This is a genomic window from Kitasatospora sp. NPDC093679 (assembly GCF_040683455.1).
GTDB classification, from domain to species: Bacteria; Actinomycetota; Actinomycetes; order Streptomycetales; family Streptomycetaceae; genus Kitasatospora; species Kitasatospora arboriphila.
In genome coordinates this window covers 1-17,810 of record NZ_JBFBDW010000043.1, presented here as the reverse complement: position 1 = coordinate 17,810, position 17,810 = coordinate 1, and the positions used below count along the sequence as shown (strand labels likewise).

Sequence of the window (17,810 nt, the reverse complement as noted above, 5' to 3'; positions counted from 1 at the left end):
TTCCGCATCCGCGGCGCGCCGCACGCGAACGTGCCGTCACGCCGGGGTGACGAAGCCGGACTCGTAGGCGGTGACGACGGCCTGGGTGCGGTCGCGGGCGCCGAGTTTGCCGAGGACGGCGCTGACGTGGGTCTTGACGGTCTGGACGCCGAGCACCAGTTCGGCGGCGATCTCCGCGTTGGACAGGCCGCGGGCCATCAGCCTCAGCACCTCGGCCTCGCGGGCGGTCAGCGCCGCGCGGGCCAGGGTCGCGGCGGCCCCGGCGTCGCTGCGGCCGGCCGCGAGCCGGCGGACGGCCGCGGGGAAGAGCAGCGAATCGCCGGCCTCGGCCAGCCGGACGGCGTGCACGATCTCGGCCGGGCGGGCCCGCTTGAGCAGGAACCCGGCGGCGCCGGCCCGCAGCGCCTCGTACACGTAGTCGTCGTTCTCGAAGGTGGTGAGGACGAGGATCCGCGGCGGGGCGTCGGTGTCGCGGAGGATCGCGCGGGTCGCGGTGAGGCCGTCGACCTCGGGCATCCGGACGTCCATCAGCACCACGTGCGGCCGCAGCGAGCGGACCAGGCCGAGCGCTTCGGCGCCGTCCGCCGCCTCCCCCACCACGCGCAGGTCGCCCTGGGCCTCCAGGACGGCCCGCAGCCCCGTCCGGACGAGTTCCTCGTCGTCCACCAGCAGGATGTCGATCATTCGGCCAACCGTATCGGCAGGCTGACGGACAGCACCCAGTCGCCGTCCCTGCGGCCGGCCTCGGCCGCCCCGCCGAGCAGCACGGCCCGCTCCCGGACTCCGCGCAGTCCCCGGCCGCCGCGGCCGGTGCGGCCCTGCCGGTGTCCGCCGGCGGGCAGGGCGGTGGCGCAGTGCAGGTCGAGCCGACCGGCGTCGACCGCGGCCCGGACCCTGATCGGCGTGCCCGGCGCGTGCTTGAGGGCGTTGGTGACGCCCTCCTGGACGATCCGGTAGGCCTCGCGGGAGACGACTCCCGGCAGCCGGGCGGCGAGCGCCGGGTCGACCGCCGCCTCGACGGGGCTCCCCGCGGCCCGGGCGGCGTCGAACAGCGCGGGCACCCGGTCGAGCCCGGGGCGCTCGGCGGCGGCGCCGTCGGGGGTCTCGCGGAGCAGGACGAGCATCCGTTCCAGGTCCTCCATGGCCTGCCGGCCGGTGGTCTCGATCGCCTCCAGGGCCTTCTCCCGGAAGGCCGGGTCGGCGACCTCCCGGGCGGCGCCGGCCTGCAGCACGGTGACGGTGAGGGCGTGGCCGATCGAGTCGTGCAGCTCCCGGGCGAGCCGGTTGCGTTCCAGCAGGCGCTCGGCGCGCAGCTCCGCGGCGGCCAGCCGGTCCGCCGCCGAGGGGCCCAGCAGCCGCACGGCCAGGGCGAGTTGGAGCCGTCCGGCGAGCACGATCAGCCAGAGCAGGGCGAGGCAGAACGGCGGCACCAGCAGCGGCCCCCAGGGCGGGGCGGTCAGCAGGTCGACGGCGGTCGTCAGCCCGCGGACGGTGACCAGCCCGGCCGCGAAGCCGAGACCGACCCGGGCGAGCAGCCACCCCGCCGTCCGGCCGCGGTCGCGCCAGCCCGCGGACGGTGCGACCCCGATGGTCTCCTCCCGGCCGGGCGCCAGCAGCAGCCCGGCGAGCACCCCCTCGGCCCGGCGGGTGGCCGGCAGCAGCGCGGCGAGGCCGAGCAACGCCGAGTCGAGCGCCGCGCTCACCGCCACCACCCACCACAGCGGCCGTCCGGTCTCGGCGCCCGGGTACACCAGCAGGACGACGGCGACGAACACCGTCCCGGTCAGCAGGTGCAGCCAGCGCGCGTAGGTGGCGGCCTGGAGCAGCGGGGCGAGGAGGCGGGGCACGGCACCGATCCTCCCAGCTCGGCGCGGTGCGCCGCCTCCCTCCCGGGAGGGAGACGGTCCACTCCCGGGCGGGATCCCCCGGCGCCGCCGGCCCGGTTGGCTGGAGGCATCGACCAGGGGAGGTACGACGGTGATCGAGGTCAGGAACCTGACCAAGCGGTACGGCGCGACGACGGCCGTGGACGGACTGGACTTCCGGGTGGAGCCGGGCCGGGTGACCGGTTTCCTCGGCCCGAACGGCGCAGGGAAGTCCACCACGCTGCGGATGGTGCTCGGGCTGGACCGGCCGACCGCGGGCGAGGCGCTGGTGCACGGCCGCCCGTACGCCGAGCTGGAGGCGCCGCTGCGCCGGGTGGGCGCCCTGCTGGACGCCCACGCGGTGCACGGCGGCCGGACGGCCCGCGGCCATCTGCGCTGGCTCGCGGCGAGCAACGGCCTGCCGCGGCGCCGGATCGACGAGGTGCTGCAGCAGGTCGGGCTGGCCGAGGCCGCCGACCGGCGGATCAGGGGCTTCTCGCTCGGCATGCGGCAGCGGCTCGGGGTCGCCGCCGCCCTGCTCGGCGACCCGCCGGTGCTGCTGCTGGACGAGCCGGTTAACGGCCTCGACCCGGAGGGCATCCGGTGGATCCGCACCCTGCTGCGCGGCCTCGCCGGTGAGGGCCGGGCGGTGCTGGTCTCCTCCCACCTGATGGCCGAGATGGCGCTCACCGCGGACCACCTGGTGGTGGTCGGCCGGGGCCGGCTGCTGGCCGACCTGTCCACCGAGGCCTTCCTGGCGCGGCACGGGCGGACGCGGGTCCGGGTGCGCGCCGTCGACCCGCTGAAGCTGGCCGACCTGCTGCGCACCTCGGGCACGGCGGCCGAACCGGTGGAGGGCGGCGCCTGGGAGGTCTCCGGCGCCGCCCCCGAGGAGATCGGCGCGCTGGCCGCCCGGCACGGTGTCGCCCTGTACGAACTGTCGTTGCTGCAGGACTCGTTGGAGGAGGCTTTCATGCGGATGACCGCGGACGCGGTGGAGTACCGGGCGGTGGCGGCATGAGTGCGGCGTTCGCCCTGCGCGCGGAGTGGGTCAAGTTCACCACGCTGCGCTCCCAGTGGATCACCCCGCTGCTCGCGGTGCTGCTCACCACCGGCATCACCGCCGCCGTGCAGGCCGCGTACGGCCGCGTCGACACCTCGCTGGAGGACGACCCGGCCGGCGGCATCTACTACGGCCTGCTGTTCGGCCACGTCGCGGTGGTCTGCAGCGGCATCCTGCTGATCGGCCAGGAGTACGCCTCCGGCACGGTGCGGGCCTCGCTCGCGGCGGTGCCGCGGCGCGGCCGGTTCTACGCGGGGAAGCTGCTGCTCGGCACCGGGGTCGGTTTGGTCGTCGGCCTGCTCTCGGTGGCCGGCGCGCACCTGGCGACCTCCGCGACGGTGGGCCTGGACCTCGGGCGGCCCGGGGCGGTGCGCAGCATCGTCGCCGGTGTGCTGTACCACCCGCTGCTGCTGGTGATCTGCCTCGGCGCCACCGCGATGCTGCGCAACCTCACCGCCGCGACGGGACTGCTGACGCCCGCGGTCTTCCTCGGCACGACCTTCCTCACCGCGGTGCCCGGGGTCCGCGAGGCGGCGTACTTCCTGCCGGACCGGGCCGGCCTGTACGCGATGAACTACCGCGCCGACCCGGCCGTCCCCTACGGCCACTGGACGGGCCTGCTGGTGATGGCGCTCTGGGCGGCGGCCGCCGCGTGGGGCGGGCTGGTCTCGCTGCGGCGGCACGACGCCTGACCCGGCCGGCCCGCGGCGGGGACGGGCGGGCCGGCGGGTAGGGTGACCGCCATGCATCCGGCTGTTCTGCCACCTCCCGCCGCCTGAGCGGGCGGCGAGGCCACGGAAGACCGTGACTCCGGGGTGAGGCCCCGGGGCGGTCGGCGCTGCCCGCGGACGGGACCACGCGACCGACCTCTTCTGTGGGAGAACACCCATGTCCACCCCCTCCGCCCTGCCCGTCGGCCGGGGCCTGCTCTACATCACCTTCTCCGCGACGGCCTGGGGCACCGCGGGCGCGGCCGCCGCGCTGCTGTACCAGGGCAGCGGGCTCGGCCCGCTCGCCCTCACCTTCTGGCGGTCCGTCGGCGGCGTCGTCCTGCTGCTGGCCGTCCGGGCATGCACCGGGCGCCGGCGCGGTGGCCGGCGGCGGCCGGCGGGCGCGGTGCTGCCGCTGCGCCGCCGGGTCGTCCGGATCGCCGTCAACGGCCTCGGGCTGACGGTCTTCCAGGCCGCGTACTTCGTCGCCGTCCAGCAGACCGGCCTGGCGGTGGCCACCGTGGTGACCCTCGGGTCGGCGCCGGTCCTGGTCGCGGTCGGCGCCCGGCTGACCATGGGCGAGCGCCTCGGCGGCGCCGGCGTCGTGGCCGTCTCGGGGGCGCTGGCCGGACTGGCCGTCCTCGTCCTCGGGGACGGCGGCAGCGGCGAGGTCCGGCCCGCCGGGGTGATGTGGGCGCTGGTGTCGGCCTCCGGGTACGGCTGCATCACCCTGTACACCCGCCGGCTCGGCCGGGCCGGGGAGTCTCAGAGCCCGTCGGCGACCACCCTGTGGTCGTTCGCGGTCTGCGCGGTCTGCCTGCTGCCGTTCGCCCTCGCCGAGGGGGTGCTGCCGCAGTCCGCGGGCCTCGGCCGGACGGTGCTGCTGCTGGTCTACCTGGCCTCGGTGCCCACCGCGCTCGCCTACGCGCTGTACTTCGCGGGCGCCGCGGTCGTCCGGGCCACCACGGCCTCGGTGATCGCGCTGATCGAACCGGTCAGCGCGACGGGGATCGCCGTCCTGCTGCTGGGCGAGCACCTGACCACGGCGACGGCCGCCGGCACGGCCGTGCTGCTCGCCTCGGTCACCGGACTGGCCGTCGCCGAGGCCCGCCCGGCGGCCCGTCCCCGCCCGGCCTGAGGGGTCCGCCCGTAGGGGCGCGTGGGGGCACCTCCCTGACGGCCGCACCCGGATCTCGCGGTTCGCTCCGCCTCCTGGCCGCGTGTCAGCCGCGGTGGAGGGCCAGCAGGCGGTAGCGGGGCTGCGGGCGGGGGCGGTCCTGGTCGGGGAGGGCGGCGAGGTCACGGCAGAGTCGGGCGCTGCCGTCGGGGCCGGCGGCGGTGGCCCAGGGGATGCGGCCGGCTTCGACGGCGCGGCGCCAGTCCGCGGGGCTGCGGCCCTGGCCGGCGCCGTCGAAGCCGGTCTCTGCGGTGGGCCGCAGCCCGTGGCGGGCACCGGCCTCCAGCACCGTGCGGTGGCCGTCGGCGGGCGTCCGGCCGTGGGCCTCCCGCAGGGGTGCGGTGAGCCGGGCGACGTCGCTGTCGGTGCCGAAGGCGGCGGCGTTCTTGTCCACCGTGGTGATCACCACCCCGCCGGGGCGGAGCACCCGGGCGGCCTCGGCGAGCACCGGTCCGGCGTCCGGCAGCAGGTGGAGCAGCCAGACCAGGACGACGGCGTCCGCCCGGCCCCCGGCGAGCGGCAGCCGGCCGGCGTCGCCGAGCACCACGCGGCCGGGCAGCCGCCCGGCGGCGACCGCGGCCATGCCGCCGGAGCGGTCGACGCCGAGGACGGTCCGGCCGGGACGGCGGAGCCGCGCGGTGACGATGCCGGTGCCGCAGGCGACGTCCACCACGAGGGCTGCGGCGGGCGGCAGCAGCCGTTCGACCGCGGCCGCGGCGGCCCCGGCGCGTTCCTCCCCGCCGCGGGTGGCGTCGTAGGTCGCGGCCTCGTCGTCGTAGTCGAGCACGGGCTACCGGAGAGCGGGGTGGTCGGCGACGACGGTGCAGCTGCCGGGCGCGATCTCGGTGAATCCGGCGTCGCGGACGAGGGGCAGGCCGCTCTCGGTGAGGGCGGCCCAGTCCTCGGGGGCGGCGGTGCGGACGGCGAGCGCGAAGCCGCTCTCGGCCCATTCCTTGCGGCGGGTGTCGTCCAGCCGCCACCAGGCGAGCTGGGCGGCGTGGCCGGTCTGCGCCATGGTCTTTCCGGCGCTCATCTCCAGGTCGGGGTTGAGCCAGAGCACCGGCAGCCCCCCGGCCGGGGCGGCGGGCGCCTCGGGGTCGTCCAGGTCGGTGCCGGAGACCTGGAGCTTGGCGAGTTCCCTCGGCCAGCCGTCGAGCGGGACGGGCGGGAAGACCCGGACCTCCGCGGTGGCGCCGGTGACGGTGATCCCGGGCAGCTCGCCGGCCTTGCGCCACTCGCCGCCGCGGGCCCGCCGGACGACCTTGCGGATCCGGGCGTCCTCCCACGCGGCGACCCGCTCGGCCCACTCGCCGTCCCCGTCGGTGACCCGGGGGTCGGCGAGCAGGGTCAGCACGGCGCGGGCCGAGGTCTCCAGCGCGTCGGTGCGGGCGGGCGGGTCGGCCCGCTCGATCCGGACGACCAGGGGCAGCACGTACTGCTCCTTGCTGTCGCGGTCGACGGGCTCGTCGGGGGTGCTCGGGGCGGCGAAGGGAGAACTCACCCCACCAGCATGCCAGCAGCCGCCGCGGCGTCAGCGGCGGTATCCGCGCTGGGGGTCGCGCTCCTCGGCGTCCTCGTAGCCGAGGAACCAGCCCTCGGGGTGAGTGGCGGCCAGCAGCTGGTCGATCCGGTCGGCGGTCTCCAGGTCGGGGTCGCCCTCGTCGGGCCCGTAGACGCCGAAGAGTTCGTCGGCGCAGCCGTCCCAGTCGTAGTCGTAGAGGTCGGCGGGCAGGTCGCCCATCATGTCGGCGACGGACTCGGGCTGGGCGCCGAGCAGGCTGCGGGCGTCAGCGAGGGCCATCCGCAGCGCCACCTCCTCGGCGAGGCAGCGGGGCAGCGGCCATTCGCCGAGCGAGAGGTCCTCGGCGAGGTCGTCGAAGGTGCGGGCGAGGGCCCGGCGCCAGGTGCGGTGCATCGACCAGGTGCGGCGGGGCAGCCGGGCGTAGACCGTCCAGTCGGGCTCGTCGCCCTCGGTGACGGGCTCGTCCTCGTGCTCCTCCAGGTCGTCGTAGGCGGCGTCGGCGAGGCCGACCAGCTGGGTGTGCAGCAGACAGGCGGTGCGCGGGGTGAGCGTCCAGTCGGCGCCCTCGCCGTCCTCGCCGTCGAGCGGGAAGAGCTCGGCGAAGTCGGGGGCGAAGTCGTCGGTGACGCTGATCTCCAGGGTGCCGCCGAGCGCCTCGATGCCGGGGACGGCGGCGACCAGCCGGTCCGGGTGGAGCAGCACGCCGAGCGCCGCGTTCGGGTCGTCGGCGACCTCGCGGAGCAGTTCGCTGCGCTGCCCGACGGGGTCGGCCCCGTCGAAGTCCAGCTCGTCGACGGCCGCCAGCGCGGCGGCGCGCAGTGCCGGCCAGTCGGTGATGCGGATCCCGAGCACCACCGTCGCCTCGATCTCCTGCGCGCCGGAGTCCTCCGCCGCGCCCGGCCCCTGCGGATGATCGCTTCGCTCGCCCATGCGCCTACAGTACGGCCAGGGCGGCCCAGGAATCACCGGTGTCCGCCACCTTCTTCCGCGTGGTGGGCGGCGCGCGCCGGGGCGCCGCCCCGGCGGTGGGCCGGTGGTGGCCCTCAGGGGCAGCCGTCGTCCTCGGAGGCGTCCAGTTCGACGTGCACGGCGGACGGCTCGACGGTGACGGTGGCGCTGCTGCGCCAGCCGTCGAAGGACTTGGTGAGGCCGACGGAGGACCACGGGCCGCCGCCGGTGGTGGTCTCGTGCCGCCAGCCGGTCCGCGCGGCGAGGTCGCGGAGCCGCTGCTCGGTGGGTGCGGTGCGCGGGCCGGTGTAGTCGGCCGTGACCATGGGCGGCATCCGGCCGTGCGGGGTGTCCCGGCAGGGCCACCTCCGCGCCGCGGCGGTGCTGCCGAGGGCCGTGGCGAGGGCGTCGAGCAGGGGGTCGTCGGCGAGCCGGTCGAGCCGGGCGTCCGCGGTGCGCGAGGGGTACTCGCCGGCGCCGGGCCGCGACAGCCACGCGACGGTGCCGCCGACCGCCACGACGATCACGAGCAGCCCGAGGCCGATGCCCTGCAGCACGGCCTTCAGCACGGCGGGATTCCCATGGCGGAGGACCCTATCGGACGAGGATCGGGCGCCCACCGGCGAGCCGGGGCGGCTTCCCGCGGCCCGTCGCCGATGGTGGGGGCATGGGAAACATCGACGAGTACGGCGGCGGGCAGCGCCCGGACGCCGAGGTGCTGGTGGTGACCACCAACGACGTGCCCGGGCACCGGGTCGAGCACGTGATCGGCGAGGTCTTCGGCCTGACGGTGCGCAGCCGGCACATCGGTTCGCAGATCGGCGCGGGGCTGAAGTCGCTGGTCGGCGGCGAGCTGAAGGGCCTGACCAAGACCCTGGTGGAGAGCCGCAACCAGGCGATGAGCCGGCTGATCGAGCAGACGAAGGCGCGCGCGGGCAACGCGGTGCTGATGATGCGCTTCGACGTGTCGGAGGCCGCCGACGTGGGAACGGAGATCTGCGCCTACGGCACCGCCGCCCGGATCGTCCCCCTCGGCTGACCCGCCGTCGACGGCCCGGTCCCGCCGGACGGGTGGGTCCGGGCCGTCGGCGTGCCCGCCGGAACATGTGCGGCTTGTGCAATGTTCCATAGGCATGACCGTTGAAGGCGAAACGACCTGGGACGCGCCGCGCGAGGTGGACGTCGTGGTGATCGGCGCCGGGCAGGCCGGCCTGTCCGCCGCGTACCACCTGCGGCGGCGCGGCTTCGAGCCGTACCGCGGCTTCGTGGTGCTCGACGCGGACAGCGCCCCGGGCGGCGCCTGGGCACACCGCTCCCCCTCGCTGCGGATGGCCACCGTGCACGGGTTCCACGACCTGCCGGACTTCGAACTGCCCGCCGTCGACCCGCAGGCACCGGCCAACACGGTCGTCCCGGGATACTTCGCGGCCTACGAGGCGAAGCACGCACTGCCCGTGCTGCGGCCGGTGCGGGTGCGGGCGGTCCGGTCGCTGCCGGACGGCCGGCTCCGGGTCGAGACGGACCGCGGCGACTGGACGGCACGGGCCCTGGTCAACGCCACCGGCACCTGGACCAGGCCGTTCCTGCCGCACTACCCCGGCCGGTTCGAGGGCCGGCAGCTGCACTACGCGGACTACCGCGGGCCCGAGGAGTTCACCGGGCAGCGCGTGGTGGTGGTCGGCGGCGGCGCCTCCGCGATCCAGGTGCTGTCCGAGGTCGGCGCCGTCGCGGAGACTGTGTGGGTGACCCGGCGGCCGCCCGTCTACCGGGACGGCCCGTTCACCCCCGAGGCCGGGCGGGCCGCGGTGGCCCTGGTCGAGCAGCGGGTCCGGGAGGGCCTGCCGGTGCGGAGCGTGGTGAGCGTGACCGGACTCGGCCCGTCGGTGGCGTACCGGCGGGCCGAGGAGCTGGGCGTGCTCGAACGCCGGCCGATGTTCGACCGGCTGACCGCGCACGGCGCCGTCTGGGACGGCGTCGAGGAGCACGTGGACGCCGTCGTCTGGGCGACCGGCTTCCGGCCCGAGGTGACGCACCTGGCGCCGCTCGGCCTGCGGGGGCCCGGCGGCGGCATCCGGATGGAGGGCACCCGCGCCGCCGCCGACCCGAGGATCCACCTGGTCGGCTACGGCCCCTCCGCCAGCACCGTCGGAGCCAACCGCGCCGGCCGCACGGCAGCCAACGCCATCGTCAGGCTGCTCGGGGGCAGCCATCCAGGAACGCTGGGAACAACCCCTCAGGGGCGCGTGGAACTGCGCAGCCCGGGGGCGGGCGTCACGACAGTTCGGGCCAACCCCTGATCCGTACGGTGACCCGCATCCGAATCGCGCAGTTCCCCGCGCCCCCGGTGGCAATCCCCGCACGCACGCGTTTCGGGGCAACCACCTGGGAGGGCGTGGGGGCTCCTACCGGTCGAAGTCGACGGTGACCTTGTCGGTGACGGGGCGGGCCTGGCAGGTGAGGACGTAGCCGGCGGCGACCTCCTTCTCCTCCAGGGCGAAGTTGCGCCGCATCTCGACCTCGCCGTCGCAGACCAGCGCGCGGCAGGTGCCGCACACCCCGCCCTTGCAGGCGAACGGCAGGTCGGGGCGGGAGCGCTGGGCGCCGTCCAGCACCGAGCGGTCGCGGGGCAGTGCGAGCACGCTGGACCGGCCGTCGAGGACGACGGTGACCTCGCTGAGGTCACCGGAGACGGGCTGTTCCTCGCCGCGCTCGTACTCGGGCTCGTCCTCGGCGTGGAAGAGCTCCTGGTGGACCCGGTCGGCGGGCACGCCGAGTTCGGTGAGCAGGTGCTTGGCGCCGACGACCATGCCGTAGGGGCCGCAGAGCCACCAGTGGTCGACCTCGGGGGTGTCGAGGAGGGCGCCGATCAGGGCCTTCATCCGGTCCGGGTCGAGGCGGCCGCTGAGCAGTTCGGCGTCGCGGCTCTCCCGGGAGAGGACGTGGACGAGCTGGAAGCGGCCGAGGTGGCGGTCCTTCAGGTCGGCGAGCTCGTCGGAGAACATGACGGTGTCGCTGCGGCGGTTGCCGTAGAGCAGGGTGACGCGGGAGCCGGGGTGGGCGTCGAGCACGGAGCCGGCGATGGAGAGCATCGGGGTGATGCCGGAGCCGGCGGCGATGAGCACGTGTTCGGCGGGCTCGTCGAGTTCGGGGGTGAACAGGCCGGTCGGGGGCATCACCTCGACGGGTTCGCCGACCCGGGCGTCGCGGACCAGCCAGCGGGAGAACAGCCCGCCGGGCACTTCCCGCACGGCGATCCGCAGCGACCCGCCGACGGGCGAGCAGAGCGAGTACGAGCGGCGCTCGTCGGCGCCGTCGACGATGCGGCGCAGGGTGAGCGTCTGGCCGGGCCGGAAGGCGAAGTCCTCGGCAAGGGTGTCCGGTACCTCGAAGGTGACCGCGACGGCGTCCTCGCAGAGCGGTTCCAGGGCTGCGATGCGCAGCTCGTGGAAGGTCGGGCGGCGGACGGCCATCTAGATCTCCTTGATCCGGTCGAACGGCTCGCGGCAGCTGCGGCAGCGCCACAGCGCCTTGCAGGCGGTGGAGCCGAAGCGGGAGAGCTCCTCGGTGTCGGTGGAACCGCACTGCGGGCAGGTCACCGCGCGGCGGGTCGGGCCGAGCCGCAGCACTCCGCCGGAGGGCGGCCCGCCGGCGGACGGGGGTGCGATGCCGGCTTCGGCGAGCTTGCGCCGGCCCTCGTCGCTGATCAGGTCGGTGGACCACGGCGGGTCGAGCCGCAGCCGGACGGTGACGTCGGTGTAGCCGGCCTCCCGCAGCCGGGCGTCCACGTCGGCGGCCATCTCGGCGACGGCGGGGCAGCCCGAGTAGGTGGGGGTGAGCCAGGCGGTGACGGCGTCGCCGCTCTCCTCGACGCCGGCGAGCACGCCGAGGTCGGCGAGGGTGAGCATGGGCAGCTCGGGGTCGGTGACGGCGGCGGCCGCCTCCCAGGCGCGGGTGGTGGTGGTCACCATGTCGCCCCCGGGTGGGCACGGGCGACGACCTGCAGTTCGGCGAGCAGCGGGCCGAGGGCCTCGGTGTGGACGCCGTCGCGGCCGGCCCGGCCGCCGACGTACGCCAGCGGGGCGGCGTCCGGCACGGTGAGGGTGGCCTCGGCGATGTCGTCGGCGAGCAGCGCCAGCACGGGCTCGCGCAGGGCGGCCGGGTCGGTGCCGAGCCGCAGTTCGACGGGGTGCGGGGTGAAGAGTTCGTCGAGCAGCGGCCAGACGGCGTCGAGGCCGGCCTGCATCCGCTCGTGCGAGTACGGGGTGCCGTCGCCGAGGCGCAGCAGCCACTCCTGGGCCCACTCGCGGTGGTAGGCGAGTTCCTTGGTGCCGGCGGCGGCGACGGCGGCGAGCACCGGGTCGGCGTGGTGGACGAGCCGCTGGTAGAGGGCCTGCCGGGCGGTGGCGAAGGCGAGGATCCGGGCGACGGTGTGCGCGAAGTCGCCGTTGGGCACCTCGACCAGCCGGACGTTGCGGAACTCGTGGTCCTCGCGCCAGTAGGCGAGGTCGTCCTCGGTGCGGCCGGAGCCGTCGGCCTGGCCTGCCCGGGTGAGCAGCCGGCGGGCCTGGCCGAGCAGGTCGAGGCCGAGGTTGGCGAGGGCGACCTCCTCCTCCAGCTCGGGCGCCCGGGTGCACCATTCGATGAGCCGCTGGGAGAGCACCAGGGCGTCGTCGCCCAGCATCTGGCAGTACGCGGCGAGGTCGGCGCCCTCGACGCCGTCCGGCAGCGCGGTGTCGACGCCGAGCAGCGGGTCGGCGAAGCCGGTGCCGTACGCCCAGCGGGCCTCGCCCTCGGGCTCGGGCCCGGCCTCGCTGAGCGTCAGGTACACGTGGTCGTCGGTCATGTCGGCATCCCCTGGTCGGACGGAGCGGGCTCAGATGTGCGGGACATCCTCGGGGATGTCGTAGAAGGTCGGGTGGCGGTAGACCTTGTCGCCGCTGGGGGCGAAGAACGGGTCCTGCTCGTCCGGGGTGGAGGCGGTGATCGCGGCGGAGGGCACCACCCAGAGGCTGACGCCCTCGTTGCGGCGGGTGTAGAGGTCGCGGGCGGCGAGCAGCGCCATCCGGTCGTCGGCGGCGTGCAGCGAGCCCACGTGGACGTGGTTCAGGCCGCGCCGCGGGCGGACGAACACCTCGTAGAGCGGCCAGCCGGCCCGGTTCGCGTTCACTGTGCGCTCCGCTTCTTCTCCGCGTACGCCAGGGCCGCCTCGCGGACCCAGGCACCGTCCTCGTGGGCGGCCCGGCGGCGCTCGACGCGCTGCGCGTTGCAGGGGCCCTGCCCGGTGATCACCTTCTTGAGCTCCGACCAGTCGGGCTCGCCGAAGTCCCAGCTGCCGCGCTCCTCGTTCCAGCTCAGGGCCGGGTCGGGGAGGGTGACGCCGAGGTGCTCGGCCTGCGGCACGGTCATGTCGACGAAGCGCTGGCGCAGGTCGTCGTTGGAGTGCCGCTTGATCCGCCAGGCCATCGACCGGGCGCTGTTCGGGGAGTCGTCGTCCGGCGGGCCGAACATCATCAGCGACGGCCACCACCAGCGGTCGACCGCGTCCTGCACCATCCGGCGCTGGGCGTCGGTGCCGCGCATCAGCGTCATCAGCAGCTCGTAGCCCTGCCGCTGGTGGAAGGACTCCTCCTTGCAGATGCGGACCATCGCCCGGGCGTACGGGCCGTAGCTGCAGCGGCACAGCGGCACCTGGTTGCAGATCGCGGCGCCGTCCACCAGCCAGCCGATCACGCCGACGTCGGCGAAGGTCAGCGTCGGGTAGTTGAAGATCGACGAGTACTTCTGGCGTCCGCTGATGAGCTTCTCGGTGAGCTCGGCCCGGTCGACGCCGAGGGTCTCGGCGGCCGCGTACAGGTACAGGCCGTGGCCGGCCTCGTCCTGCGCCTTGGCGAGCAGGATCGCCTTGCGGCGCAGGGAGGGGGCCCGGGTGAGCCAGTTGCCCTCCGGCTGCATGCCGATGATCTCCGAGTGCGCGTGCTGCGCGATCTGGCGCACCAGGGTCGCCCGGTAGGCGTCCGGCATCCAGTCGCGCGGTTCGATCCGCTGCTCGGCACCCACCACAGCGTCGAAGCGCCCCTCCAGGGTCGCCTCGCTCAGCTCCGTCGCCGTCACTCCACCCACCTCCCGACTGACCGTTCGGTCGGTCCCATTCTGTACGGCCGGACCCCGGCCTGACAAGGCACGCTCCACGGCGGTCGCGGAGGGCGGGGAACGGGGCGCCGCGGCGCCGGGCGCGAGCGGCCGGGCGGGCGCGGGTCGCAGGGGGCCGGGTGGGTCCGCACACGGAGGACCCGGCGGGCCCGGGCGGGCGGTCCGGGCGGGGTCACCGCCCGGACCGGGGCCGGGGGGATCAGGCGCGGTCGCGCAGGCGGGGCAGCGGTACGGCGAGGAGCGCCGCCAGCAGGGCGATCCGCGGGGCGAACTGGTCGACCAGCACGTGCTCGTGCCGGGCGTGCGGACCGCGGCCGACGGCGCCGAGACCGTCCAGGGTGGGCAGGCCGCGGGCGCCGGCGAGGTTGGTGTCGCCCGCGCCGCCGGCCGGGGCGCCGTCCAGCTGCTCGCCGAGCGCCGCGGCCAGTGAACGGACGTGCCGCAGCAGCGGGTTGACGGGACGCTCGGGCCAGGCCGGCCGGCTGGACAGCACCTCGGTGCGGACCTTGGCGCCGGGCCGCAGCGCGGTGAGGTGGGAGAGGGTGTCGAGGGCGCGGCGCTGCGCCTCGGCGGTGGCGAAGCGCAGGCCGAGTTCGGCCTCCGCCCGGCCGGCGATCACGTTGGCGCGGGTGCCGCCGGTGATCCGGCCGGTGTTGAGCTCGGTGCCGGGCATCCGGCCGAGCCCGCGGACGGCGACCAGCTGGTCGACCAGTTCGTCGACGGCGGAGACGCCTTCGGCGGCGTTGTTGCCGGCGTGCGCCTCCCGCCCGGTGACGCTGAGCAGGACGCGGGTGGAGCCGCGTCTGGCGGTCTTGAGCCGGCCGTCGGGGTGGGACGGCTCCAGGCCCAGGACGGCCGCGGCGCCCGGGAGTTGGCGTTCGACCAGGCGCCGCCCGTCCGGGCTGCCGACCTCCTCGTCGGAGACCACCACCAGGCGGACCGTCCGGTGCGGGCGCTGTCCGAGGTCGGCGAGCAGGGCGAAGGCGCCCTCCAGCAGGGCGAGTCCGGCTTTCATGTCGAGCACGCCGGGGCCGCTGAGCCGGCCGTCCTCCTCCTCGACGGGCCAGTCGGCGAGGGTCCCGGCCGGCCAGACGGTGTCGTGGTGGCCGACCACCAGCAGGTGGGGCAGGGACTCCTCGCGGCCGGGCCACTCCAGGACCAGGTGGTCGCCGGCCGGTCCCTTCTCGCGGCGGGCACGCGCGCCGGTGGCACGGAAGCCGGCCGACAGCTCTTCGGCGAGGGCGTCGAGTCGGGGGGCGTCGCCGCTGGGCGACTCCAGGGCGGCGAGGGCGGTGCAGCGGCGGCGTACGGCGCCGGCGAGGGTGCGGGCCCGGGTGGTGAGCGCCTGCGGGAGTCCCGGCAGGGCGGGCAGGCCGGGTGCGGCTGCGGGGGCCGCCGGGTCGGCGGTCCGGGTCGGGGCGGGCGCCGCCGCGGTATTCGCGGGTTCGCCGTCGGCGGCGCGGTCGGCCGCGGGTTGTCCGGCCGCCGCTCCGGCCGGTGCCGTTCCCGGCTCGGCCGGGAGGACGGTATGCGGGCTCACCTCGCACCTCCACAACCCGGGGCGGTCGGGGCGGCCGACCGGGGTTGTGGCGGTCGTGGGGGTCGGGCGGCGGCCGGGACCGGTGTCCGGTCGGGCAGCGGTCGATGGTGCAACCTCGGACTGGGTGACACGTCGTCCTCCTCGCTCGCTCCGGCGGCCCCGGCGTCCGGGGTCCGTGGACGGCGCCCCCGGTGCGCGGTGCGGCCGGGCACCGGTAACCGGGGAGGCTCGGGAAGTGAGCCTAGAAGACCCGATCACCTCCGTGCGAGGTGGCCCGGTGCTGCGCGGCCCGTCCCGCGACGGGTGCGCGCGTCCCGGTTCCCACGATGGACCTGCGGTGTCGCTTCGGCAGTCCGAACCGCCCGCGGGCGGCCGATCCACGTCCGACGGGTGACGGCCGATCAGTCTTTGATATCGGTCACCCCCGCCTCGCACCCACACCGGCCATCGGATGACAGATATTGAAATCTGTCATCCGACATGCCATAGTCGAATCGTCACCGCTTTCCGCCCTCGACCCCGGGAGCCCCGATGCCCACCACGCCCACGGCGCCTGCCCGCACCACCCTCGGCACCACCGGCCCGGAGACCTCCGCCCTCGGCCTCGGCCTGATGGGCATGTCCGACCTGTACGGCCCCGCCGACGAGGCCGAGTCGATCGCCACGATCCACGCCGCCCTCGACGCCGGCGTCACCCTGATGGACACCGGCGACTTCTACGGCATGGGCCACAACGAGCTGCTGCTGCACGAGGCGCTCCGCGGCCGCGACCGCGAGACGGTGCAGATCAGCGTCAAGTTCGGCGCCCAGCGCGGCCCGGACGACGGCTGGCTCGGCTACGACGCGAGCCCGGCCGCCACCAAGTCCGCCCTGGCCTACACCCTGCGCCGGCTGCGCACCGACCACGTCGACGTCTACCGCCCGGCCCGGCTCGACCCGGACGTGCCGATCGAGGAGACCGTCGGCGCGATCGCCGAACTGGTGAAGGCCGGCTACGTCCGGCACATCGGCCTCTCCGAGGTCGGCGCCGAGACGCTGCGCCGCGCCGCGGCCGTGCACCCGATCAGCGACCTGCAGATCGAGTACTCGCTGCTCTCCCGATCCCTGGAGGCCGACGTGCTGCCCGTGGCGCGCGAGCTCGGCATCGGCATCACCGCCTACGGGGTGCTCTCCCGCGGTCTGCTCAGCGGCCACTGGAACGCCGACCGGGAGATCGGCGCGAGCGACTTCCGCGGCCACAGCCCGCGCTTCCAGGGCGAGAACCTGACCCGCAACCTGGCCCTGGTCGAGGCGCTGCGCTCGGTGGCCGAGGCGAAGGGCGCCACTGTCGCCCAGGCCGCGATCGCCTGGGTCGCCTCCCGCGGCGCGGACGTCGTGCCGCTGGTCGGCGCCCGCCGCCGCGACCGGCTCGCCGAGGCGCTCGGCTCGCTGGACGTCCGCCTCACCGCCGCCGACCTCGCCGCGATCGAGGCCGCCGTGCCGGAGGGGTCGGCCGCGGGCGACCGGTACGCTGCGGCACAGATGGCGATGCTGGACAGCGAGCGCTGAGCAGCCGCCCGCCGCACCGACACCGAAGGACGACCTCCCCGTGGCCACGGACAACGCACTCACCGCCGAGCAGATCCTGAGCACGGCGGAGGACGTCCTGCGGCGGTTCGGTCCGGCGAAGGCCACCGTGGTCGACATCGCCCGCGCCCTCGGCGTCAGCCACGGCAGCGTCTACCGGCACTTCCCCAGCAAGGCGGCGCTGCGCGAGGCCGTCACCCAGCGCTGGCTGGACCGGGCCCACGACGAACTCGCGGCGATCGCCGCCGAGCCGGGCCCGGCCGCCGAGCGGCTGCACCGCTGGCTGGCCACGCTGTTCGCCGCCAAGCGGCAGAAGGCGCTGGAGGACCCGGAGCTGTTCGCCACCTACATGGTGCTGGTCGGCGAGGTCAGCGGGACGGTGGAGGAGCACGTCGAGACGCTGGTCGCGCAGATCCGGCAGATCGTCGAGGACGGCGTCCGGCGCGGCGAGTTCCGCGACGCCCCGGCCGGACCGGTGGCCCGCTCGGTCTTCCTCGCCACCGCGCACTTCCACGACCCGGCGCACGCCGCCGAGTGGTCCCGCCCGGCCGCCCAGGAGGACTTCGAGGCCCTCTGGTCGCTCCTGCTGGAGGGCCTGCGCGGCCGCTGACGCGGCGCCGCACGCCCGCACCCGCCGCACCGGCAGTCCGTCGGCCCGGAAATCCGCTGGTCCGGGCAGCCCCGCCGCGGAGAGAATGCCGCCATCGGTCATTCTCACCCGGAGGACAACATGCGCGCGCCGACCGCGGCCCTGGACAGCCTGCAGGGCCTCGCCCTCGGAGACTCCTTCGGCGACCGCTGGTTCTCGCCGCGCGTCGACGAGGCCGCCGCCGAGCAGGCCGCCCGGATCGCGCGACCCGGGCCGTGGAAGTGGACCGACGACACCGCGATGGCGCTGGTCGTCGTCCAGCACCTCGACCGCTGCGGCGAGGTGCGGCAGGAGACCCTCGGCGGCTGGGGCGACATGGACACCACCTGCGCCGTCGCCGGCGGCGTCACCGCCGCCCGCACCGGCCTCACCGACGTCCCCGCCGCCTGGCTGGACGCCCGCGAGCCCCTCCCCGCCTGGGCGTCCCCGCAGCCCTGACGGCGGGACCGTCGACGGCGGGACCCGGGCCGGCACCAGCCCCCGGCCGCGGCCCGCGCAGGAGGCGGCCTAGTGCCGCGTCAGGCGACCTTCGCCCGTCAAGGAGCGGCGTCCGGTGCGTGCTGTCGGCGTGCCGGCCGGAAGTCCTCGTACTGGACGTACTCGGACTTCCGTCCGGTGCG

At 75.8% G+C, this 17,810-nt stretch carries 20 protein-coding genes; 8 read left to right on the top strand and 12 right to left on the bottom strand.

All coding sequences use genetic code 11. The features are described from left to right. Positions 1-36: 36 nt before the first annotated feature. Entirely contained in the window at positions 37-684 is a 648-nt protein-coding gene (locus AB0O09_RS28260; RefSeq protein ID WP_363546100.1) for a response regulator transcription factor, read from the bottom strand. After that, entirely contained in the window at positions 681-1,847 is a 1,167-nt protein-coding gene (locus tag AB0O09_RS28255; protein WP_363546097.1) for a histidine kinase, read from the bottom strand. Before AB0O09_RS28255 ends, AB0O09_RS28260 begins: the two co-directional genes overlap by 4 nt. Before the next feature lie 130 nt (positions 1,848-1,977). Between AB0O09_RS28255 and AB0O09_RS28250 the strand changes: the two genes are divergently transcribed. The 3 genes from AB0O09_RS28250 (at position 1,978) to AB0O09_RS28240 (ending at position 4,776) form a co-directional block, all read left to right on the top strand. Continuing rightward, entirely contained in the window at positions 1,978-2,886 is a 909-nt protein-coding gene (locus AB0O09_RS28250; protein ID WP_363546095.1) for an ABC transporter ATP-binding protein, read from the top strand. After that, positions 2,883-3,620, top strand: a complete 738-nt coding sequence (locus tag AB0O09_RS28245; protein ID WP_363546092.1) for a hypothetical protein — start codon at positions 2,883-2,885, stop codon at positions 3,618-3,620. The genes AB0O09_RS28250 and AB0O09_RS28245 overlap by 4 nt, the downstream gene beginning before the upstream one ends. Before the next feature lie 196 nt (positions 3,621-3,816). Then, a complete protein-coding gene (locus AB0O09_RS28240) occupies positions 3,817-4,776 on the top strand; it encodes an EamA family transporter (protein ID WP_363546089.1) in 960 nt (319 codons plus the stop codon). An 85-nt stretch (positions 4,777-4,861) separates the two neighbouring features. On the opposite strand, the gene AB0O09_RS28235 is transcribed toward AB0O09_RS28240, so the two are convergent. The 4 genes from AB0O09_RS28235 to AB0O09_RS28220 form a co-directional block, all read right to left on the bottom strand. Continuing rightward, the gene (locus tag AB0O09_RS28235; protein WP_363546086.1) at positions 4,862-5,602 is read right to left on the bottom strand and encodes a methyltransferase domain-containing protein; all 741 of its coding nucleotides are present in this window, start codon (positions 5,600-5,602) and stop codon (positions 4,862-4,864) included. 3 nt (positions 5,603-5,605) lie between these two features. Further along, the gene (locus tag AB0O09_RS28230) at positions 5,606-6,316 is read right to left on the bottom strand and encodes an aminoacyl-tRNA hydrolase (protein WP_363546083.1); all 711 of its coding nucleotides are present in this window, start codon (positions 6,314-6,316) and stop codon (positions 5,606-5,608) included. A 30-nt stretch (positions 6,317-6,346) separates the two neighbouring features. Then, positions 6,347-7,267 (bottom strand): hypothetical protein, encoded by a 921-nt coding sequence (locus tag AB0O09_RS28225; protein ID WP_363546080.1) that lies wholly within the window; start codon positions 7,265-7,267, stop codon positions 6,347-6,349. 113 nt (positions 7,268-7,380) lie between these two features. Continuing rightward, positions 7,381-7,854 (bottom strand): hypothetical protein, encoded by a 474-nt coding sequence (locus AB0O09_RS28220; RefSeq protein WP_363546078.1) that lies wholly within the window; start codon positions 7,852-7,854, stop codon positions 7,381-7,383. A 98-nt stretch (positions 7,855-7,952) separates the two neighbouring features. Between AB0O09_RS28220 and AB0O09_RS28215 the strand changes: the two genes are divergently transcribed. Further along, complete coding sequence (locus tag AB0O09_RS28215; protein ID WP_363546075.1) at positions 7,953-8,324, top strand: YbjQ family protein; 372 nt, start codon at positions 7,953-7,955, stop codon at positions 8,322-8,324. A gap of 94 nt (positions 8,325-8,418) precedes the next feature. Continuing rightward, positions 8,419-9,582 (top strand): FAD-dependent oxidoreductase, encoded by a 1,164-nt coding sequence (locus AB0O09_RS28210; RefSeq protein ID WP_363546073.1) that lies wholly within the window; start codon positions 8,419-8,421, stop codon positions 9,580-9,582. A gap of 105 nt (positions 9,583-9,687) precedes the next feature. Here AB0O09_RS28210 and paaE read toward each other — a convergent pair whose 3' ends face one another. The 6 genes from paaE to AB0O09_RS28180 form a co-directional block, all read right to left on the bottom strand. Then, the gene (paaE, locus tag AB0O09_RS28205) at positions 9,688-10,755 is read right to left on the bottom strand and encodes a 1,2-phenylacetyl-CoA epoxidase subunit PaaE (RefSeq protein WP_363546070.1); all 1,068 of its coding nucleotides are present in this window, start codon (positions 10,753-10,755) and stop codon (positions 9,688-9,690) included. Continuing rightward, positions 10,756-11,253 carry a 1,2-phenylacetyl-CoA epoxidase subunit PaaD gene (gene paaD / locus AB0O09_RS28200; RefSeq protein ID WP_363546067.1) on the bottom strand — a complete coding sequence of 166 codons (498 nt, stop codon included), beginning with the start codon at positions 11,251-11,253 and terminating at the stop codon, positions 10,756-10,758. It lies immediately after the preceding gene. Then, entirely contained in the window at positions 11,247-12,128 is an 882-nt protein-coding gene (gene paaC, locus AB0O09_RS28195) for a 1,2-phenylacetyl-CoA epoxidase subunit PaaC (RefSeq protein WP_363546064.1), read from the bottom strand. Before paaC ends, paaD begins: the two co-directional genes overlap by 7 nt. Positions 12,129-12,158: 30 nt before the next feature. Next, on the bottom strand, positions 12,159-12,452 hold the full coding sequence (paaB, locus tag AB0O09_RS28190; RefSeq protein ID WP_030265759.1) for a 1,2-phenylacetyl-CoA epoxidase subunit PaaB: 294 nt from the start codon (positions 12,450-12,452) through the stop codon (positions 12,159-12,161). Further along, a complete protein-coding gene (paaA, locus tag AB0O09_RS28185; protein ID WP_363546211.1) occupies positions 12,449-13,381 on the bottom strand; it encodes a 1,2-phenylacetyl-CoA epoxidase subunit PaaA in 933 nt (310 codons plus the stop codon). The genes paaB and paaA overlap by 4 nt, the downstream gene beginning before the upstream one ends. A gap of 253 nt (positions 13,382-13,634) precedes the next feature. Further along, positions 13,635-14,975, bottom strand: a complete 1,341-nt coding sequence (locus tag AB0O09_RS28180) for a M20 family metallopeptidase (RefSeq protein ID WP_363546061.1) — start codon at positions 14,973-14,975, stop codon at positions 13,635-13,637. A 531-nt stretch (positions 14,976-15,506) separates the two neighbouring features. On the opposite strand from AB0O09_RS28180, the gene AB0O09_RS28175 reads away from it, so the two are divergent. From AB0O09_RS28175 to AB0O09_RS28165, 3 genes are all read left to right on the top strand, one after another. Continuing rightward, positions 15,507-16,523, top strand: a complete 1,017-nt coding sequence (locus AB0O09_RS28175; RefSeq protein ID WP_363546058.1) for an aldo/keto reductase — start codon at positions 15,507-15,509, stop codon at positions 16,521-16,523. A 40-nt stretch (positions 16,524-16,563) separates the two neighbouring features. Next, a complete protein-coding gene (locus tag AB0O09_RS28170) occupies positions 16,564-17,151 on the top strand; it encodes a TetR family transcriptional regulator (RefSeq protein ID WP_363546055.1) in 588 nt (195 codons plus the stop codon). 120 nt (positions 17,152-17,271) lie between these two features. Continuing rightward, positions 17,272-17,628 carry an ADP-ribosylglycohydrolase family protein gene (locus tag AB0O09_RS28165; protein WP_363546053.1) on the top strand — a complete coding sequence of 119 codons (357 nt, stop codon included), beginning with the start codon at positions 17,272-17,274 and terminating at the stop codon, positions 17,626-17,628. Positions 17,629-17,810: the final 182 nt, after the last annotated feature.